This is a genomic window from Actinoallomurus sp. NPDC050550 (genome assembly GCF_040655075.1).
Taxonomy (GTDB): domain Bacteria; phylum Actinomycetota; class Actinomycetes; order Streptosporangiales; family Streptosporangiaceae; genus Actinoallomurus.
The window spans coordinates 1-16,811 of sequence record NZ_JBFAJC010000028.1 but is presented as its reverse complement, the minus strand read 5'-3'; the positions used below and the strand labels follow the sequence as shown (position 1 = coordinate 16,811).

General features: G+C 71.1%; 14 protein-coding genes. 5 read left to right on the top strand and 9 right to left on the bottom strand.

The features are described from left to right. Positions 1-58: 58 nt before the first annotated feature. A complete protein-coding gene (locus AB0I04_RS32245; RefSeq protein ID WP_360892932.1) occupies positions 59-1,672 on the bottom strand; it encodes a methylmalonyl-CoA mutase family protein in 1,614 nt (537 codons plus the stop codon). A gap of 404 nt (positions 1,673-2,076) precedes the next feature. Here AB0I04_RS32245 and AB0I04_RS32240 point away from each other — a divergent pair, with 404 nt between their 5' ends. After that, entirely contained in the window at positions 2,077-3,741 is a 1,665-nt protein-coding gene (locus AB0I04_RS32240) for a hypothetical protein (RefSeq protein ID WP_360892930.1), read from the top strand. 69 nt (positions 3,742-3,810) lie between these two features. On the opposite strand, the gene AB0I04_RS32235 is transcribed toward AB0I04_RS32240, so the two are convergent. From AB0I04_RS32235 to AB0I04_RS32220, 4 genes are read right to left on the bottom strand one after another with little or no spacing between them, the layout of a single operon-like run. Beyond that, positions 3,811-4,767, bottom strand: a complete 957-nt coding sequence (locus AB0I04_RS32235; RefSeq protein WP_360892927.1) for a YhjD/YihY/BrkB family envelope integrity protein — start codon at positions 4,765-4,767, stop codon at positions 3,811-3,813. Positions 4,768-4,816: 49 nt separating this feature from the next. Next, positions 4,817-5,359: a 2'-5' RNA ligase family protein gene (locus AB0I04_RS32230; protein ID WP_360892924.1), complete on the bottom strand. Its 543-nt coding sequence runs from the start codon at positions 5,357-5,359 to the stop codon at positions 4,817-4,819. Then, positions 5,352-6,380 (bottom strand): tryptophan--tRNA ligase, encoded by a 1,029-nt coding sequence (gene trpS / locus AB0I04_RS32225; protein ID WP_360892921.1) that lies wholly within the window; start codon positions 6,378-6,380, stop codon positions 5,352-5,354. Before trpS ends, AB0I04_RS32230 begins: the two co-directional genes overlap by 8 nt. Positions 6,381-6,392: 12 nt before the next feature. Next, positions 6,393-7,697: a hemolysin family protein gene (locus AB0I04_RS32220; protein WP_360892918.1), complete on the bottom strand. Its 1,305-nt coding sequence runs from the start codon at positions 7,695-7,697 to the stop codon at positions 6,393-6,395. Between the two features lie 98 nt (positions 7,698-7,795). Between AB0I04_RS32220 and galE the strand changes: the two genes are divergently transcribed. After that, positions 7,796-8,743 carry a UDP-glucose 4-epimerase GalE gene (galE, locus tag AB0I04_RS32215; RefSeq protein ID WP_360892916.1) on the top strand — a complete coding sequence of 316 codons (948 nt, stop codon included), beginning with the start codon at positions 7,796-7,798 and terminating at the stop codon, positions 8,741-8,743. A 147-nt stretch (positions 8,744-8,890) separates the two neighbouring features. Here the strand turns inward: galE and AB0I04_RS32210 are convergent, their stop codons facing one another. Both AB0I04_RS32210 and AB0I04_RS32205 read right to left on the bottom strand, forming a co-directional pair. Then, positions 8,891-10,153, bottom strand: a complete 1,263-nt coding sequence (locus tag AB0I04_RS32210; RefSeq protein ID WP_360892913.1) for an ABC transporter substrate-binding protein — start codon at positions 10,151-10,153, stop codon at positions 8,891-8,893. Beyond that, the gene (locus tag AB0I04_RS32205) at positions 10,150-11,454 is read right to left on the bottom strand and encodes a Gfo/Idh/MocA family oxidoreductase (RefSeq protein ID WP_360892910.1); all 1,305 of its coding nucleotides are present in this window, start codon (positions 11,452-11,454) and stop codon (positions 10,150-10,152) included. Before AB0I04_RS32205 ends, AB0I04_RS32210 begins: the two co-directional genes overlap by 4 nt. 86 nt (positions 11,455-11,540) lie before the next feature. On the opposite strand from AB0I04_RS32205, the gene AB0I04_RS32200 reads away from it, so the two are divergent. The 3 genes from AB0I04_RS32200 to AB0I04_RS32190 are packed head-to-tail and all read left to right on the top strand — an operon-like array spanning position 11,541 to position 14,333. Further along, positions 11,541-12,815, top strand: a complete 1,275-nt coding sequence (locus tag AB0I04_RS32200) for an ROK family protein (protein WP_360892907.1) — start codon at positions 11,541-11,543, stop codon at positions 12,813-12,815. Between the two features lie 11 nt (positions 12,816-12,826). Beyond that, entirely contained in the window at positions 12,827-13,936 is a 1,110-nt protein-coding gene (gene galK, locus AB0I04_RS32195) for a galactokinase (protein ID WP_360893217.1), read from the top strand. 37 nt (positions 13,937-13,973) lie between these two features. Beyond that, complete coding sequence (locus AB0I04_RS32190; RefSeq protein ID WP_360892904.1) at positions 13,974-14,333, top strand: hypothetical protein; 360 nt, start codon at positions 13,974-13,976, stop codon at positions 14,331-14,333. Positions 14,334-14,358: 25 nt separating this feature from the next. On the opposite strand, the gene AB0I04_RS32185 is transcribed toward AB0I04_RS32190, so the two are convergent. After that, complete coding sequence (locus tag AB0I04_RS32185; RefSeq protein ID WP_360892902.1) at positions 14,359-14,616, bottom strand: LysR substrate-binding domain-containing protein; 258 nt, start codon at positions 14,614-14,616, stop codon at positions 14,359-14,361. Between the two features lie 155 nt (positions 14,617-14,771). Beyond that, entirely contained in the window at positions 14,772-16,367 is a 1,596-nt protein-coding gene (locus AB0I04_RS32180; RefSeq protein ID WP_360892899.1) for an IS200/IS605 family accessory protein TnpB-related protein, read from the bottom strand. Positions 16,368-16,811 lie beyond the last annotated feature (444 nt).

The window sequence follows — 16,811 nt, the reverse complement described above, 5'->3', positions numbered from 1 at the left end:
CGTCAGCGGGGCTCGCGGCGGGCGCCGATGGGGACGCTCCTAGGCGTCGGCGGGGAACTCAGTACGCGTCGGCGGGGACGTACGTCCCCCACACGTCGCGCAGCGCGTCGCAGACCTCCCCGACGGTGGCGCGGACCCGCAGCGCCTCCTTCAGCGGGTACAGCAGGTTGCCGTCGCCGGCGGAGACGTCGCCGGACGCGGCCTGCGCGCCCTCCTTCTCCGCGAGGTGGCGCAGGTCGTCGAGGCGCCGTCGGACCTCGTCGTTGTCGCGTTCGGCGCGCAGCCGGGCCAGCCGCTCGGCCTGGGCCTCCCCGATGGTCGGGTCCACGCGCAGCGGCTCGTACGGCTCCTCGCCGTCGGTCCGGAAGCGGTTCACGCCGACCACGACGCGCTCGCCACCGTCGATCTCCAGCGCAGTGCGGTACGCCGACCGCTCGATCTCGGCCTTCTGGAAGCTCTTCTCGATGGCGTTCACCGCCCCGCCCAGCTCCTCGACCTGGTCGATGAGCGCGCGGGCGGCCTCCTCGATCTCATCGGTCATCGACTCGACGGCGTACGACCCGGCGAACGGGTCGACGGTCCGCGTCAGGTCGGACTCGTGCGCGATCACCTGCTGGGTGCGCAGGGCGAGGCGGGCGGCCTTCTCCGTGGGCAGCGCGATCGCCTCGTCGTAGGAGTTGGTGTGCAGCGACTGCGTGCCGCCGAGGACCGCGCCGAGCGCCTGGATCGCGACGCGGACGAGGTTGACCTCCGGCTGCTGGGCGGTGAGCTGGACGCCCGCGGTCTGGGTGTGGAACCGCAGCATCTGGGACTTGGGGTTCTTGGCCCCGAACTCCTCCCGCATGATGTGCGCCCAGATCCGGCGGGCCGCGCGGAACTTCGCGACCTCCTCCAGCAGCGTGGTGCGGGCCACGAAGAAGAACGACAGGCGCGGCGCGAACGCGTCGACGTCCAGCCCCGACTCGACGGCCGCCCGGACGTACTCCTTGGCGTTGGCGAGCGTGAACGCGATCTCCTGCACGGGCGTCGCCCCGGCCTCGGCCATGTGGTAGCCGGAGATCGAGATCGTGTTCCACTTGGGAATCTCGTCCTTGCAGTACCGGAACGTGTCGGCGACCAGGCGCAGGCTCGGCTTCGGCGGGAAGATGTAGGTGCCCCGCGCGATGTACTCCTTGAGGATGTCGTTCTGGATCGTGCCGGTGAGCCGGTCGGCGGGGACCCCCTGCTCCTCGGCCACGAGCTGGTAGAGCAGCAGGAGCACGGCCGCGGGCGCGTTGATCGTCATGGACGTCGACACCTCGCCGAGCGGGATGCCGTCGAACAGCACGCGCATGTCCTCGATCGAGTCGATCGCGACGCCGACCTTGCCGACCTCGCTGCGGGCGATCTCCGCGTCGGAGTCGTAGCCCATCTGCGTGGGCAGGTCGAAGGCCACCGACAGGCCCGCGGTGCCCGCCTCGATCAGCTGGTGGTAGCGCTGGTTCGACTCCGCGGCGGTACCGAACCCGGCGTACTGCCGCATCGTCCACGGCCGCTGGGTGTACATCGTCGGGTACACCCCGCGGGTGAAGGGGAACGCGCCCGGCTCGCCCAGTTGCGCCGCGGAGTCGAACCCCTCCAGCGCCTCGGGTCCATAGACGGGTTCGATCGGCAGCCCCGACTCGGAACGCATGCCGTCATCACCTTCCCATTCGGCCGCCGACCTGCCGGAACACTCTCAGCGGGACAGGCTGCGCGGCTCCACCTCGCCCTTGTGCGATCGTACGACCGATCGCCGTTCGGTTACATGGTGGCTTACTTCACACCGCGACCGGCCGCCCATCACGCCGGCCGATGGTCCCGAGCACGAGCCCCGGGACGATGTTCACGCAGGTCGGAAGGCGCGGATGACGTGAAACGCGATGGACCGGGCCGGGCCGCCCAAGTTCTCGGCAAGCGTCGGCCACTCGACGATCATGAATGCGGCAAGGCCGATCATAAAAACGGAGGCGAACCGAGACGGCTTCATCGGCCGTCATTATTGGGGGTACACCCCCTGTGTCGGTGCACGTACCCGTCGTCTACCGTTGGGCCGCCATGCGAAGAACGTTGATCGCCATCCTCACCCTTTGCGTGGGTATCGCGCCGCTGTACGCCACGCCGGCCCAGGCCGACACGGTCGTCGGCGGCCCCGGGTTGAGCGGTCACGGCTACCTCTGGGACCGGTCCTCCGGAGTGTCCGCCCCGCCGCACATCCAGGCCTCGGCGTACGTCATCGCGGACCTGGAGACGGGACGGATCCTGGCGGCGAAGGACCCGCACGGCCACTACCGGCCCGCCAGTGCGCTGAAGACGCTGACCGCGATCACGCTGATCCCGCGCCTGGACCCGGCCAAGAAGATGAAGCCGTCGCAGACCGCCGTCAACGCGTCCGGTTCGGCGGTCGGCATGGACACCAAGTGGACCTACACCGTGAGCGACCTGTTCCACGGGCTGCTCATGCAGTCCGGGAACGATGCGGCCATGGCGCTGGCCGAGGCGAACGGCGGCCTGAAGCCGTCCATCGACCAGATGAACGCCGAGGCCCACCGGATCCAGGCGCTGGACACCGTCGCCCGGACCCCCAGCGGCCTCGACGACGACCCGCCGCTCACGGTCGCGCAGCAGCACAGCTCCGCGTACGACCTCGCACTGATCATGAAGCAGGGCCTGACCCTGCCCGACTTCCGCAAATACGTCGGCGCGACGCTCTACGACTGGCCGGCTCCCCCCGACAAGAAGGAGCGGGAGAAGGGCAGGAAGACCGGCGGCTACCAGATCGGCACGCACGACCACCTGCTCGTCGGCAACCGCTACAAGGGCATGATCGGCGGCAAGAACGGCTGGACCAGCCACGCGCTGGGCAGCTTCGTCGGCGCGGCCACTCGCAACGGCCACACGATCATCATCTCGCTGATACACGCCCAGTCCGACTTCTGGGGTGACGCGCGATCCCTGCTGGACTGGGGCTTCGACGAGCGCGCGAAGGCCGGCTCCGTCGGGACGCTCGTGGATCCGATCCCGCCGCCGCAGCCGAAGAAGACCCTCCCGGCCGCGGCGAAGAGACCGCATATCGTCCGCGTCTCCCCCGCCGACGGCCCCGACTGGCGGAAGTTCGGTCTCGCCGGGGGTGGCGGCACCGCCCTCCTGGCGATCGTCATCGGCCTGACGATCGGCGTGCGCCGTCGCCGGCGCGCGGCGCTCGTCAGTGCGGGGGCACCGCCGCCGCTGCCCTCCGGCGGCCATGTCCGCACCTTCAGTCCGGAGACGGCCTCGGACGCACCGGACACCGATGGGGACGCCGAAACCGACCCCGGGGTTCCGCACCCGGGCGACGTCAAGGTCGCGGGCACCCCGCCGTCCTCCGACGGAGAGAGCCCGGCCGCCCGGCAGACGGCTCCGAACCCGGTGCAGCCCGCGGACGGCGAGCGCGCCGTACGTGACGAAGAGGGCAGCCCCGGGGACGCCGAACGCGAGGAGGACCCGGCCGCCGGCGAGGCCGAGCGGACGGTACTCGACGCGGACCACGAGGCCGCGGACGCCGAGCGGACCGCCTGGGACGGCGCGTCGGCGGTACGGGCCGTGGCCGGCGACGGCGCGGAGGAGGGCGTACGGCCGCGGGGGCCGTTCGAGCCTTCGGAGGGTCCGGACACCGCGCCGTCGCGGGCGGTGGACGACGACTCGCCCGACGCCGACACCCGGGACGACGAGACGGCGCGTTGATCCGCGGGGCCGTGCGCCCAGCCGATCAACGCGCCGTCAGGCTCCAGGGCACCCTCTGGACGCCGCTCGCTACGAACAAGACCCACCGGGCACGCCCTCGGCGGTCTCCGGCTCGTCCGCCTTCATCACCACCCGGCGCGTCGCCGTCCATGCCGCGGTGAACAGGATGAACCGCGACACGACGTTGATCCAGATCAGCAGGCCGACGATCACGGCGAACGACGCGTACAGCGGGTTCCGCATGACGTGCCCGACGAGGTAGGTGCCGATCAGTTTCAGCGCCTCGAAGCCCACGGCGCCGAAGAGACAGCCGCGCAGGAGCTGCCGCCAGGGTGCTCGGGTGCCCGACAGGCGTTCGAACAGGACGAGGAAGACGAAGGTGTTCGCGGCGATGGCGACGCCGATCGCGACCAGCCGGAGGAGCGTGCCGGCCCCGGCCACCCGATTCAGCCCCGACCAGTGGAGGGCGGCGTGGGTCGCCGAGGTCGCCAGCCCGGAGAGCGCGACGGAGGCGAGCAGGGTCAGGCCCAGAACGAGCAGAACGCCCAGGTCCGCGAGCTTCTTGCGGACGGGGTTGATGTCGTCCTCCGGGCTGCCCGTCCACATCGTGCGCAGGAACTCACGCCAGACGCCGATCCAGCCCAGGCCGCTCCAGGACAGGCCGATCAGCGCGAACACGCTCGCGCCCGCCTTGGCGTCGGCGATCTGATGCACGGGCAGCCGGTCGGCGATGCCGGGCAGGATTTCGTAGATCGCCTTGGTGACGTACTCGCGCGCTCCGGGGCTGACCGCGACGACGTACCCCATGACGGCGAAGGCCAGCGCGACCAGCGGGAAGAACGACAGGAACCCGTAAAAGGTGAGGGCGGCGGCCAGCCGGTTGCCACGGCAGCCCTGATACCGCTCGTACGCCCGGCCCAGATGGTCGAACCACTTCCAGCGGGCCCGCAACCCGCGCAGGAACGCCTTGCCGCGCTCCTGTACCGATGTGACCCCTCGATGCATCCCACCGATCAGCGGCGCCATGGTGGGGCACTACCCGCGTAACGGGAGAAGATTCACCGAGGGTGAACGTTCATATGGCGTCCGTACGGCCGCCGAACGGGAACTGCCGCCGGGGCCGCCACACGCCGTCCGCCCCGTGCTCGTACAGCGAGAAGGCGCACACCGGGAACCTGGCCTCGTAGTAGGCCAGCTCCTTGAACGCCCGGTCCAGCACGTCGTCGGCGAGATGGTGGGCGACGGTCACGTGCGGGTGGTACGGGAAGGCGCGCTCGACGGCGAGCGGGCCGCGGCGGACCTTGCGCTCGAGGCGTTCGCAGTCGGCGATGCCCTCCGCGAGCGCCACGAACACCACCGGGGACACGGGCCGGAAGGTGCCGGTGCCCCGCAGGTGGATGTCGAAGAGGTGCTCGCCCTCGGCCGCAGCGCGCAGGTGCCGCCCGATGTCATCGAGCTCCGCGGCCGGCACCCGCGTCGGCGGCACCAGCGTGATGTGAGTGGGGATGGACGCGGCCAGCGGGTCGCCGAACGACGCGCGGCGGCGCTGCAGCTCCGGACCGTACGGCTCGGGGATGGCGACGGCCACTCCGATCGTGCGTTCCTCGGCGTCAGGCACGGCCCAGGAACCCCACCCGGTCGCGCACGGTCTCCATCGTCGCCTGGGCCACCTCGCGGGCGCGGTCGGCGCCGACGGCGAGCATCCGGTCGAGCTGCGCCTCGTCGGCCAGCAGCTTGCCGGTGCGCTCCCGGATCGGCTCGAACGTGTCGAGGACGATCTGGGCGAGTTCCTTCTTCAGCGCGCCGTACCCCTGGCCTTCGAAGTGGCGCTCGAGGTCCTCGATGGAGGTGCCGGACAGCGCGGAGTGGATCCGCAGGAGGTTGGTGACGCCGGGCTTGTTCACCTCGTCGGCCTTGATCTCCGTGCCGGTGTCGGTGACCGCCCGCATGATCTTCTTGCGCAGCGGGCCCGGCTCGTCCAGCAGGTCGACGATGCCCTGCGGCGAGGACGAGGACTTGCTCATCTTCGCCGTCGGCTCCTGCAGGTCGGTGATCTTCGCGGTGGCCTTCGGGATGTACGCCTCGGGGGCGACGAAGGTCTCGCCGAAGCGGTGGTTGAACCGCTGCGCGAGGGTCCGGGTCAGCTCGAGATGCTGCCGCTGGTCCTCCCCCACCGGCACCTGGTCGGCCTGGTAGAGCAGGATGTCGGCGGCCTGCAGGATCGGGTACGTGAACAGCCCGACGGACGCCGCGGCGGCGCCCTGCTTGGCCGACTTGTCCTTGAACTGCGTCATCCGGCTGGCCTCGCCGAACCCGGTGAGGCAGGCCAGCACCCACTGCAGCTCCGCGTGCTCGGGCACCTGGCTCTGCACGAAGATCGTGCTGCGCTCGGGGTCCAGCCCGATCGCGAAGAGCTGCGCCGCGGCCACCCGCGTGCGCCGCCGCAGCGTCTCCGGGTCGTGCTCCACCGTGATGGCGTGCAGGTCGACGATGCAGTAGAACGCATCGTGGGTGTCCTGCAGGGCGACCCACTGACGGAGCGCGCCGAGATAGTTGCCGAGGTGGAACGAGTCGGCCGTCGGCTGGATGCCGGACAGGACCCGCGGGCGCGCCGGGGACGTGCTGGGCTCGATGGGCATAGGTGGATTCTCTCAGGATTCGTCGGCGTCCGCCGGGGCGGCGGGCGGCGGGGTGAGGCGGACGCGCGACACGCGCCGGCCGTCCACCTCCGTGACGGTGAGGCGATGCCCGTCCACCTCGACGTTCTCACCGACCTGCGGCAGGTGCCCGAGCACGGCCATGAGATAGCCCGCGACCGTCTCGTACGGCCCCTCGGGCAGCTCCAGGCCGGTCTCGTCGGCGAACGCGTCGAGGTTGAGCAGGCCGTCGATCTCGAGCGCTCCGCCGTGCAGCCGGCGGGCGTGGTCGTCCTCCACGTCGTACTCGTCGCGAATGTCGCCGATGAGCTCCTCGACGAGATCTTCGAGGGTGACGATCCCCGCCGTCCCACCGTACTCGTCGACGACGATCGCCAGATGGTGGCCCTCGCGCCGCATCTCCGACAGCGCGGCCAGCACCCGCTTGCTCGCCGGCAGGTACAGGACCGGCCGGACCAGCTCGCCCACCGGCGTGGAGCGTCCGGAGAGTTGCGGATCGAGCAGGTCCCGGACGTGCACGAACCCGATCACGTCGTCGTGGGAGTCGCGGTAGACGGGGTACCGGGAGTGCGGGCTGCCCGTGGTCGTGCGCGCGGCCTTGGCCAGCGGCGTCGCCGCGTCGAGGAACTCCACCTCGGTGCGCGGCACCAGCACCTCGCGCAGCTGACGCTCGCCGGCGGCGAACACCTCCTCGATGAGGTTCCGCTCGTCCGGGGCGATCTCGGTGGTGCCGGCCACGAGCGCGCGGATCTCCTCGGCGGTGATCGCCTCGCGGGAGGTGTCCGGGTCGCCGCCGAGCACGCGGACGATGACGTTGGTCGACTTCGACAGCAGCCAGATCACCGGCCGCGACGCCTTCGCCATCCGGTCGAGGAACGGCGCCACCATCTGCGCGGTGCCCTCGGCCCGCTGCAGGCCGAGCCGCTTGGGCGCCAGCTCCCCGATGACCAGCGTGACGTAGGAGATGATCAGGGTGACGCCGACGACGCCGATGAACCCGGCGATCCCGTCGGACATGCCCTGCCGGATCAGGGCCTCCTTGGCGGTCTCGGAGAGCGTGATCGCGCCGTACGCGGACGACAGCAGGGCCGTGAGCGTGACGCCGATCTGCACCACGGCGAGGAAGCGGTTGGGATCGCCGACGAGTCTCGCCACCGCCTGGCCGCGCCGGCCTTGGTCGGCGATCCGGCGGACCTGGCTGTCGCGCAGCGAGACGAGGGCGATCTCGGAGGCTACGAAAAGGGCCTCGACGAGAATGAGCGCGAGGACGATCGCGGCGCTCACCAGCGTTTCCCTCATGAGAAACGCCTAAGACTATGTGGGTCGTCCATGTCCAGTCGGGTTGTTCGGAAAGATTAGAGCTGAAAGCGTACAGGTTCATTCTCGCTGGAGGTCCGATGAAACTTCTCGTCACGGGGGGCGCCGGCTATATCGGCAGCGTGGTCTCGGCCAGGCTGCTGGAGGCCGGGCACGAGGTGGTCGTCCTGGACGACCTGTCGACCGGGCACGCCGACGCCGTCGCGGACGGCGCGCGGCTGGTTCGAGGCACGCTGCGGGAGGCGGCGCACGAGACCCTCTCCGAAGGGTTCGACGGCGTGCTGCACTTCGCGGCCAAGTCCCTGGTCGGCGAGTCCGTGGAGAAGCCCGGCCTGTACTGGGACAAGAACCTCGGCGAGTCGCTGGCCCTGCTGGACGCGATGCGGACGCACGGGACGCCGCGCATCGTGTTCTCCTCCACCGCCGCGACCTACGGCGAGCCCGAGCGCACGCCGATCCTGGAGACCGACCCGACCCGTCCGACCAATCCGTACGGCGCCTCGAAGCTCGCCATCGACACGACGCTCGCGGAGTACGCCCGGATGTACGGCCTCGGCGGGGTGAGCCTGCGCTACTTCAACGTCGCGGGCGCCTACGGCCGCTACGGCGAGCGGCACACCGTCGAGACCCACATCATTCCCAACGTGTTGAAGGTGCCGCTCGGCGAGCGCGAGTCGGTCTCCGTCTTCGGCACCGACTACCCCACGCCGGACGGCACCTGCGTCCGCGACTACATCCACATCGTCGACCTCGCCGAGGCCCACCTGCTGGCCCTCGACGCCTGCGCGCCGGGAACGCACGAGATCTTCAACCTGGGCAGCGGCTCGGGTTACTCGGTCCGCGAGGTCATCGACGTGTGCCGCGAGGTGACCGGGCACGAGATCCCGGCGGTGGAGAGCCCTCGGCGGCCCGGCGACCCGGCCGTGCTGATCGCCTCCTCCGTCAAGATCTCCGACCGGCTCGGCTGGAAGCCCGAGCGCGATCTGCGGGCGATGGTCTCGGACGCCTGGGCGTTCGCGCGGCGGTGAGAGCGGTGGTCGGAACGCTGGGATGACGGGCGGCGGGCGGACTGGCCGCGGGAGGACTGGCCGCGGGAGGACTGGCCGCGGGAGGACTGGCCGCGGGAGGACTGGCGGCGGTGCGCCGGCCGCCGCCGGGTCCGTCCCTGAGCGGCCTCAGTTCGCGGTGAGGGGTCCGAGTTTGGTCTGCAGGCCAGAGAGTGCCTGTTCGGGGCTCTGCTGTCCCCGCAGGGCCGCGTAGGCCGCTTCCTGGATGGCCGCGGTGACGTCGCCGTAGCGGACGGCCTCGGCCCGGGGTTGGGCGTTCTGGATCGACGTGGCCAGCGTGGGCAGGTACGGCTGCGCCTTGACCATGGCCGGGTCGGAGTACAGCGCGGCGCGGGACATCGGGTACGCGCTGCCGAGCCCGAAGGTCTTCTCGACCTCCTGGCCCGTGACGTACCGGATGAAGTCGAGCGCGGTCTTCTTGTGCTTGGAGAAGGCGGAGATCGCCACGTTGTTACCGCCGAGGGTGGAGACGCCCGGGCCGGTGCGCCCGGGCAGCGGCGCGACGTCGAACTTCCCCGCGACCTTGCTGGAGCCGTCGGTCTTGCTCGCGAGGGAGTGAACGTACGCCCAGTTGCGGTGGAACAGCAGCTCGCCGGCTTCGAAGGCGCGCCGGCCGTTCTCCTCCTGGTAGGTGAGGGCGGCCTTGGGGATCAGGCCGTTCTTGAACCCGTCGGTGAGGAATCGCAGCCCGGCGAGGGCCTCGGGGGTGTTCAGGGCCGGCTTCCCGGAGGCGTCCAGGACGTGGCCGCCCGCGCTGCCGATCGCCTCGGTGACGTTGACGGTCAGGCCCTCGTACTTGTCGTACTGGCCGGCGTAGCAGCCGACGTCGGCGGTCTTGCGCACCTTGGCGCAGTCGTCGGTGAGCTCCTGCCAGGTCGTGGGGGGCTTGGCGATCCCGGCCTTCTTCAGCAGGTCCGTCCGGTAGTAGAGCAGTCCCGCGCCGGTGAGCCACGGCGCGGCGTACAACCTCCCGCGGTACTGGCCGGTGCGCAGCGAAGGGCCGAGGAAGCCCCCGGTGTCCAGCCCGGTGATCGGGTCCACCCACCGGTTCGCGGCGAACTCGGCGGTCCAGACGGCGTCGAGCGTGACGACGTCGTACGCGGTGGACTTGATCTGGGCGTTCTGGACGAGCTGCTGGCGCTGGGCGTCGGCCGCTTCGGGCAGGTCGACCAGGGTCACCTTGGTGTCGGGGTGTGAGGAGTTCCAGCTGTCGACGATCTTCCGGAGGGTGCCGGTCGGATCCTTGAAACTGGCCCAGGTGATCGGCCCGCGACCGGCCGAGTCGTGGGAGGTGCCGGAGGATCCGCAGGCGCACAGCCCGAGGGCCAGGACGGCGCCGATGAGGCCGCGACGCGGGAAACGGTGCTTCATGGTGACTCCGCTGGTGCGATGGGGGTGGAACGGGGGCCGGCGGGGCTCCCGTCATCGGCGAGGGAGACGACGGTGCCGGTGCGCCGGGCCCGCTCGGCGGCCCACACCAGCCGGTGGCTCGCGAGGGACGTACGGGCGTCGGAGAGCAGCGGCGACGGGTCACCGCCGGCCAGCGCGGCGACGAACGCGTCGGTGAGGGCCTGGTCCGCCCCGCCGTGGTCTCCGGCGAGCGAGACCTCCTCCCCCTCGTCGGTCTCGATGACCTCGCTCGTCCCGGAGACGAAGTCCTCGACGGTGAGCCGGACGCCGTCGCCCTCGATGGAGCCGCGGGAGCCGAAGATCCGGGTCTTGCGGAACGCCATGGGCGTGAAGGCGGTCGCGGTGAACGACGCGGTCACTCCGCCCTCGTACTCGATCGTGACGACCTGCTGGTCGGCGACGTCGTTGTCGCAGGAGTAGACGCACCTGCCGTACGGCCCGTGCCGCAGGGCCTCGCGGACCCCCTCGGGCGACGGGTCGAAGGTCAGCGCGCTGAGCGGCCAGTGCACGCGGTCGGGGTCGCCGACGAAGCCGAGGTAGGTGCGGGACGCGGAGTACGGGCAGGAGGCCTCGACCGCGCAGTCGAGGCACCGGTCCGCCGCGCCCTCGGGGCGGTTCTCCGGGCGGAAGTGGATGAGCCCGCCGAAGGAGGACACGCGCCGGGCCGGCCGGCCGATGATGTGGGCCAGCCAGTCGATGTCGTGGCAGCACTTGGCCAGCAGCATCGGGGAGGACTCGTCCTCCCGCCGCCAGTTGCCGCGCACGTACGAGTGGGCGAAGTGCCACCAGCCGATCGGCTCGAGGTGCTGCACGCTGACGACGGTGCCGATCCGGCCCGCGTCGATCAGCCCCTTCAGCGCGCGGGTGTAGGCGGAGTAGCGCATGACGTGGCAGACGGCCAGCATGACCCCGGCGCGCTCGGCGGCCTCCGCGATCGCCTCCGACCCGGCCTCGGTGGGCGCCATCGGCTTCTCGAGCAGCAGGTGGTAGCCGCGCTCGGCGAAGGCGACGGCGGGTTCGACGTGCTCGACGTCCCGCGTGGCGACGATGACCCCGTCGGCCTGGCGCGGCAGCGCCGCCAGCTCCCGCCAGTCGGTGAAGACCTGGTCGGGACCGAGCCCGTGCTCGGCGGCTGCCTGCTCCCGGCGCTCGGCGACGGGCTCGGCCACGGCCACGACGCGCGCGCGGCCGTCACGGACCGCGCGGCGGCCGTAGTCCGACCCGCGCATGCCCGCTCCGACGAGGGCCAGGGTGACCGGCATGCGTCTCCTTCCAACTTATTAAAGGAACTTTCTTTAGTAAGTGCGAGGATCTATGCTGCGGAGCGCGAATGTCAAGGGGGGTCCAGGTGAGACGAGGCGGCGATCCGTCCCGGCTGCGCCGGCTGAACTCCACGGACGTGCTCGCGGCCCTCTACGCCCAGGGCCCGCGCACGCTCACCGAGGTCAGCGCGGTCACCGGGCTGTCACGCCCGACGGTCGAGGACGTCGTCGAGGACTTCGTCCGCGACCGCATCGTCCGCGAGCTGCCACCCGAGCCCGGCGGCACCGGGCGGCCCGCGCGGCGCTTCCGCTTCGGCGCCGACGAGGGGTTCGTCGCCGGCATCGACATCGGCGTCCACAAGATCCTGGTGATCCTCGCGGACCTGGAGGGCGAGGTCCGCGAGGTCCGCCGCGCCACGGTCGATCCGGACCTCGGCCGCGCCGAGCGCCTCGCGGTGGCCCGGACCACCCTCACCCGCTGCCTCGAAGACAGCGGGGTGGTTCCGAGCCGCCTGCGCGCGATCGGCGTCGGGACGCCCGGCGTCGTCCACGACGGCGCGGTCACCCTGTGCACCGTGCTGCCCGACTGGACCGGCTTCGACCTCGGGCGCGCGCTCCTGACCGAAGCCCCGATCGCCGGTGGAAACGCGGTGACCGACGCCTCGATCGCCGTCCGTCACGCTGCGGCCGATGCCCCGATCGCCGATGGCAGCGCCGTTCCGGTGACCGACGCCCTGGTCGCCCGTCGCGGCGCCGTGCCGGTGGTCGTCGAGGCCGTGCCGGTGGTCGTCGAGAACGACGCGAACCTCGCCACCATCGCCGAGCACTGGCGCGGGGCGGCCCGGGACGTCCAGGACGCCGTCTGCGTCCTCGCCGGCAACCGGGTCGCCGCAGGCGTCCTCATCGGCGGGCGGCTCCACCGCGGGCACCGGGGCGGCGCCGGGGAGCTCGGGCTGCTGCGGGCACTCCGCTGGGAGGAGGCCCCCGACCGCCTGCTGGCCGCCTGCCCCGGCAACGGCGATCTGGCCGCCGTCTTCGCGGCTGCCCGGTCCGGCGACGCGCGCGCCACGGCCGCCGTCGACGGGTTCACCGACGACCTGGCGACCGGCACGGCGGCGCTGCTCCTCGCCGTCGATCCCGCCGTCGTCGTCGTGGGCGGCGGGCTGTCGCGCGCCGGCGACCTGATCGCCGGGGGGCTGCGCGAGCGCCTGGCCGCGCTGTACCCGCCTCCGCCCGAGGTCAGAGTGTCCGCTCTGGGCGACGAGGCGGTCGCGACCGGCGCCATCCGCATCGCTCTCGAACGGGCGACCGAAAACCTGTTTCCCGATGGGCTGCCGGTAGGATCGCTGCCCCCACGATAGGCACGGTGATCATGGACTTCCGCGAGTTCTACGGGCGCGACCCCGAAGGGGTCTGGCGCGCTCCGGGCCGCGTCAACCTCATCGGTGAACACACCGACTACAACGACGGCTTCGTCCTGCCCTTCGCCCTCGCCCAGGGCGTCACGGCCACGGCGGCCCGCCGCGACGACGGCGTCCTCGAACTCCGTTCCGTGCAGTCACCGGACGCCGTACGCGTCTCGGATCCGCGTCCCGGTGAGGTGACCGGCTGGGCCGCGTACGCCGCCGGGGTGGCCTGGGCGCTGCGCGCGGCCGGGCATGAGGTGGGCGGCGCGTCCGTGCTGATCGACTCCGACCTGCCGCAGGGGGCCGGCCTGTCGTCGTCCGCCGCGCTCGAATGCGCGGTCGGGCTCGCCCTGTGCGACCTGTACGGGATCGAGGTGGCCCGGCCGGAGCTGGCCCGCATCGCCCAGCGGGCCGAGAACGACTTCGTCGGGATGCCCTGCGGGATCATGGACCAGTCGGCCTCCCTGCTGTGCACCGAGGGGCACGCCCTGCTGCTCGACTGCCGCAGCGGCCTGTCTTCGCAGGTGCCGCTCGACCTGACCGGCCTCTCGCTCCTGGTCATCGACACCCGCGCCGAGCACGAGCTGGTCGACGGCGGGTACGCCAGCCGCCGCGCCGCCTGCGAGAAGGCCGCTGAGCTGCTCGGCGTCCCGGCGCTGCGCGACGTCGAGGACCTCGCCGCCGCGCTCCAGGTGCTCGACGACCCGGTCCTGCGCCGCCGTACCCAGCACGTCGTGACCGACAACCACCGCGTCCAGGCCGTGGTCGGCCTGCTGCGGGCCGGTGCCGTCGCGGAGGTCGGCGCGCTGCTGACCGCCTCGCACCTGTCGCTGCGCGACCAGTTCGAGATCTCCTGGCCGGAGGCCGACGTGGCGGTCGAGGAGGCCGTACGCGCCGGGGCGCGGGGCGCCCGGATGGTCGGCGGCGGCTTCGGCGGCTCGGTGATCGCCCTGGTGCCCACGGACCGCGACGAGCAGGTCCGCGAGGCCGTGACCACCGCCTACGCCGACCGTTCCTGGGAGGCGCCGCGCTTCCTCGAGGCCATTCCCTCACCCGGCGCCCACCGCGTGTCCTGACACGTCGGAATCGCCCGGCACCGCCATCCTTGGTGGCATGCGGCGCTATGAGGCGGTAACGGTGTTCCTGCTCCTCGTCGGAGGAGTGCTGCTCCCGGTGGTCGGCTGGCTGATCGGGGCGGTGATGCTCGTCGGCTCGTCGCGCTGGTCGGCCCGCGACAAGCTGGCCGGCCTGCTCGTCTGGCCAGGCGGGCTGGCCGCGCCCACCGCGCTCGTCGCCTTCGCCCCGACCCGGGAGTGCGTGTACGTGGACGACCCGAGCGGGCACCGCCACGGCGGCCAGTGCACGGGGACCGCCATTTCCGGCTGGCTGGGCGTTCCGCTGCTGACCCTCGCGGTCATCGGCCCGCTGGTCACCGCCGGCTACCTGGTCTGGCGCGCCCGCCGGGCCGCCTGATCAAGGCCACTGCCCGCGGGCGCGATCACCACAGGCGTCCTTGGAGCAGCAACCGGGATCGTACGGCGCTCACCGCCTGGTGCGCGGGTCCGTCACGGGTGGCGAGGAACAGCGTGTTGATCGGGGGCAGCTCCGGCTCCAGCAGCGGCCTCAGGACACCGGTGGCCAGTTCCGTCGCGCGCAGGTAGTGCGGCAGGACGGTGATCCCGGCGCCCGCCGCCACCGCGGCCAGCACGCCCCGCAGGCGTCTCTGGAGCAGCAATCGAGCTCGAACGGCGCTCACCGCCTAATGCACGGGCCCGTCATGGTGGCGAGGAGCTAGGAGGTGGACCGCGTCAGCGTGGTCGGCAGCGAGCCGCAGAAGGACGGGTCTCGACCCATCCGACCTGGCGGAGGAGGAATTCCTGGCGGTGGGACTTCCCCGACAACCGTTCCTTTTCAGTGTGCAGGAGTGGGTTCCTGTTCACTGGCGCCCCGAACGGTGGTGGGCGTGCTGGTCGCCTGCGTTCGCCGCATGGCCCGGGGGCACGCATCGAGTGCGTGGTCCGGGAACCGGGGGCAGGGTCCCTCACGCCCTGGGAGACCCGATGAGGCCTGGACGGTCCGATGCCCCTGTCCATCGCTCTGGTGAGCAGGGGGCGGTGTCGTCCGTCGCCGGATCGGGTGTCCCAGGGCGCGTCGTCCGATCGCGATGCCGGCGGCATCGTGTCGGGAGATCGTGCGGTTGGGGGTGGTCATGGGTTTCTGCCAGTGCTGGGCGCCCCACTTGGAGGTGTAGGCCGGGTCCACGGCCACGATCGCCACACCGTGGCCGCTGGCCATCGCCACCAGCCGGGCCTTCAGTCGGGCGATGGGGAACCGGGAGATCAGGTTGCGGAAACGCTTGCGGCGACCGTGTTTCTCCCGGGTCTTTTCTTGCTCGAAGTTCAGGTCCTCGATCGCAATCGCCCTGACGTCGCAGTCCTTGGCCCAGTGCAGCAGTCTGGTGATCGCGTGGCGGATCTGGGCGTCGCGGTGATCGGCTGACCCGGACAGGTCGAAGAAGAACCGGCGGGGCGCGCCGATCGGGTTGCCGTGGATGTCCAATTGCCAGGCGGCGAGGTGATCGTTGTTGGTGTCCACCCCGACCACACCGTGCGCCAAGGCGGCCTGCAACGGAACCGTTGTGACCGGTGGGCGTTGCCAGGACGCAGTGATGTACCACCGGTTGCGGTGCGCATCGTGATGGATGCGGTAGGCCACTGCCCGATCCGCAGCGATCCGGTCGGCCCATTCGGTGCCCCGGTGTGCAAAGGTCACTCGGGCGGTCAGGATGTACCTACCGTGAGGGGCGTTCGCCAGATCCGCCAGAGGTGTGGGCAGTTTGATGGCGACCTGCCCGTCGGGAGTGATGCGGATTGTCTCATTCCCGAACCGCTTCCCGCTCTCCCCGTCAGCGGCCAAGAACCAGCGCGCCGCCTCCCATTTCGCCCGCCACTGCTCCTTGGTCAGTCCGGCCTCCTCCAAGTAGTGACGGGTGTTGGCCAGCCGCTTGCCGCCGCGCACGATGCGGATCCGCCCCGCCTGCCAGTCCGCCACCACCGCCGCATGCCGAGCCTGCAACGAGGCCAGGCGGCGGGATTTGGCGTGCCACTCCTCCGCCGAGCGATATCCACCCGGTGCGCGCTTGGATCCGGGTTGCCCAACGGGCAGGCACAGCCGATGCGAAAGCGTAGCGATGCCGGCCTCGAGGGAGTGGATATGGGCAAGCTGGTTACGACGCGCTAGCGCCCACTGATCATGACTGGCCTTCGTGATCGACCCGGCCCACCGCGACGACGATGCGGTGGTTAATCCGCGCTTACGCATCGCCCACCGGTCGCTGTCGTGGTCCAGGCCGTCGGCACATCGGGCCTTCAAATCACCTGAGGCCAACGCCCCCAGATGCGCGCCCACTACCCGCAACACCATCTCATCGCGGACGGTCAGACCCTTGAGGCGATCACGGATCGCAACACCCGATGCCCCCGTTACTACGAACGGCGCGGCAAACACTCGGCCAGGACCATCGGCCGGGTTCGGAACGGGACGCGAGGCTGAACGCACGTTCGAAGATTAGCGACACCCCAATCACGGCGTCAACTTAAAGTAATCACTCAGATCCGGTGTGTTAGCGGGTGACGTTGCAATTGTGTGCGGCTGGCCAGCGCCGCCGGATAGAGCACTCAATCGTTCTCATGCACACTGATGCGTCCTTGGAGAGGAACTGTTGAATACGCCGTCCCTGCCGAGCTCGCCCGGACGATCTATAAGGACGGCGAGGGGGTCGTCGCCGCCGTCTGCCACGGCCCCGCCGCACTGGCCAACCTGACGTTCGCCGACGGCTCGCCCCTCGTCGCCAGTAAGAGCCTGTTAGCAGACGGTTTGGGTGGGGTCGCGTGTCGGCTCTGGAGACGGAAGAGGGCTTCTGGTAGTCGAGGGAGTGTCTAGATCACCCGC

What these genes read in the sequence shown, in the direction of transcription:
- AB0I04_RS32205 (WP_360892910.1), bottom strand. Translation starts at nt 11,454, where the DNA reads ATGCCGGTCACCCTGGCCCTCGTCGGAGCGGGCATGCGCGGGTCGGAC.
- trpS (WP_360892921.1), bottom strand. Translation starts at nt 6,380, where the DNA reads ATGCCCATCGAGCCCAGCACGTCCCCGGCGCGCCCGCGGGTCCTGTCC.
- AB0I04_RS32220 (WP_360892918.1), bottom strand. Translation starts at nt 7,697, where the DNA reads ATGAGGGAAACGCTGGTGAGCGCCGCGATCGTCCTCGCGCTCATTCTC.
- AB0I04_RS32235 (WP_360892927.1), bottom strand. Translation starts at nt 4,767, where the DNA reads ATGGCGCCGCTGATCGGTGGGATGCATCGAGGGGTCACATCGGTACAG.
- galK (WP_360893217.1), top strand. Translation starts at nt 12,827, where the DNA reads ATGGACTTCCGCGAGTTCTACGGGCGCGACCCCGAAGGGGTCTGGCGC.
- AB0I04_RS32190 (WP_360892904.1), top strand. Translation starts at nt 13,974, where the DNA reads ATGCGGCGCTATGAGGCGGTAACGGTGTTCCTGCTCCTCGTCGGAGGA.
- galE (WP_360892916.1), top strand. Translation starts at nt 7,796, where the DNA reads ATGAAACTTCTCGTCACGGGGGGCGCCGGCTATATCGGCAGCGTGGTC.
- AB0I04_RS32240 (WP_360892930.1), top strand. Translation starts at nt 2,077, where the DNA reads ATGCGAAGAACGTTGATCGCCATCCTCACCCTTTGCGTGGGTATCGCG.
- AB0I04_RS32210 (WP_360892913.1), bottom strand. Translation starts at nt 10,153, where the DNA reads ATGAAGCACCGTTTCCCGCGTCGCGGCCTCATCGGCGCCGTCCTGGCC.
- AB0I04_RS32245 (WP_360892932.1), bottom strand. Translation starts at nt 1,672, where the DNA reads ATGCGTTCCGAGTCGGGGCTGCCGATCGAACCCGTCTATGGACCCGAG.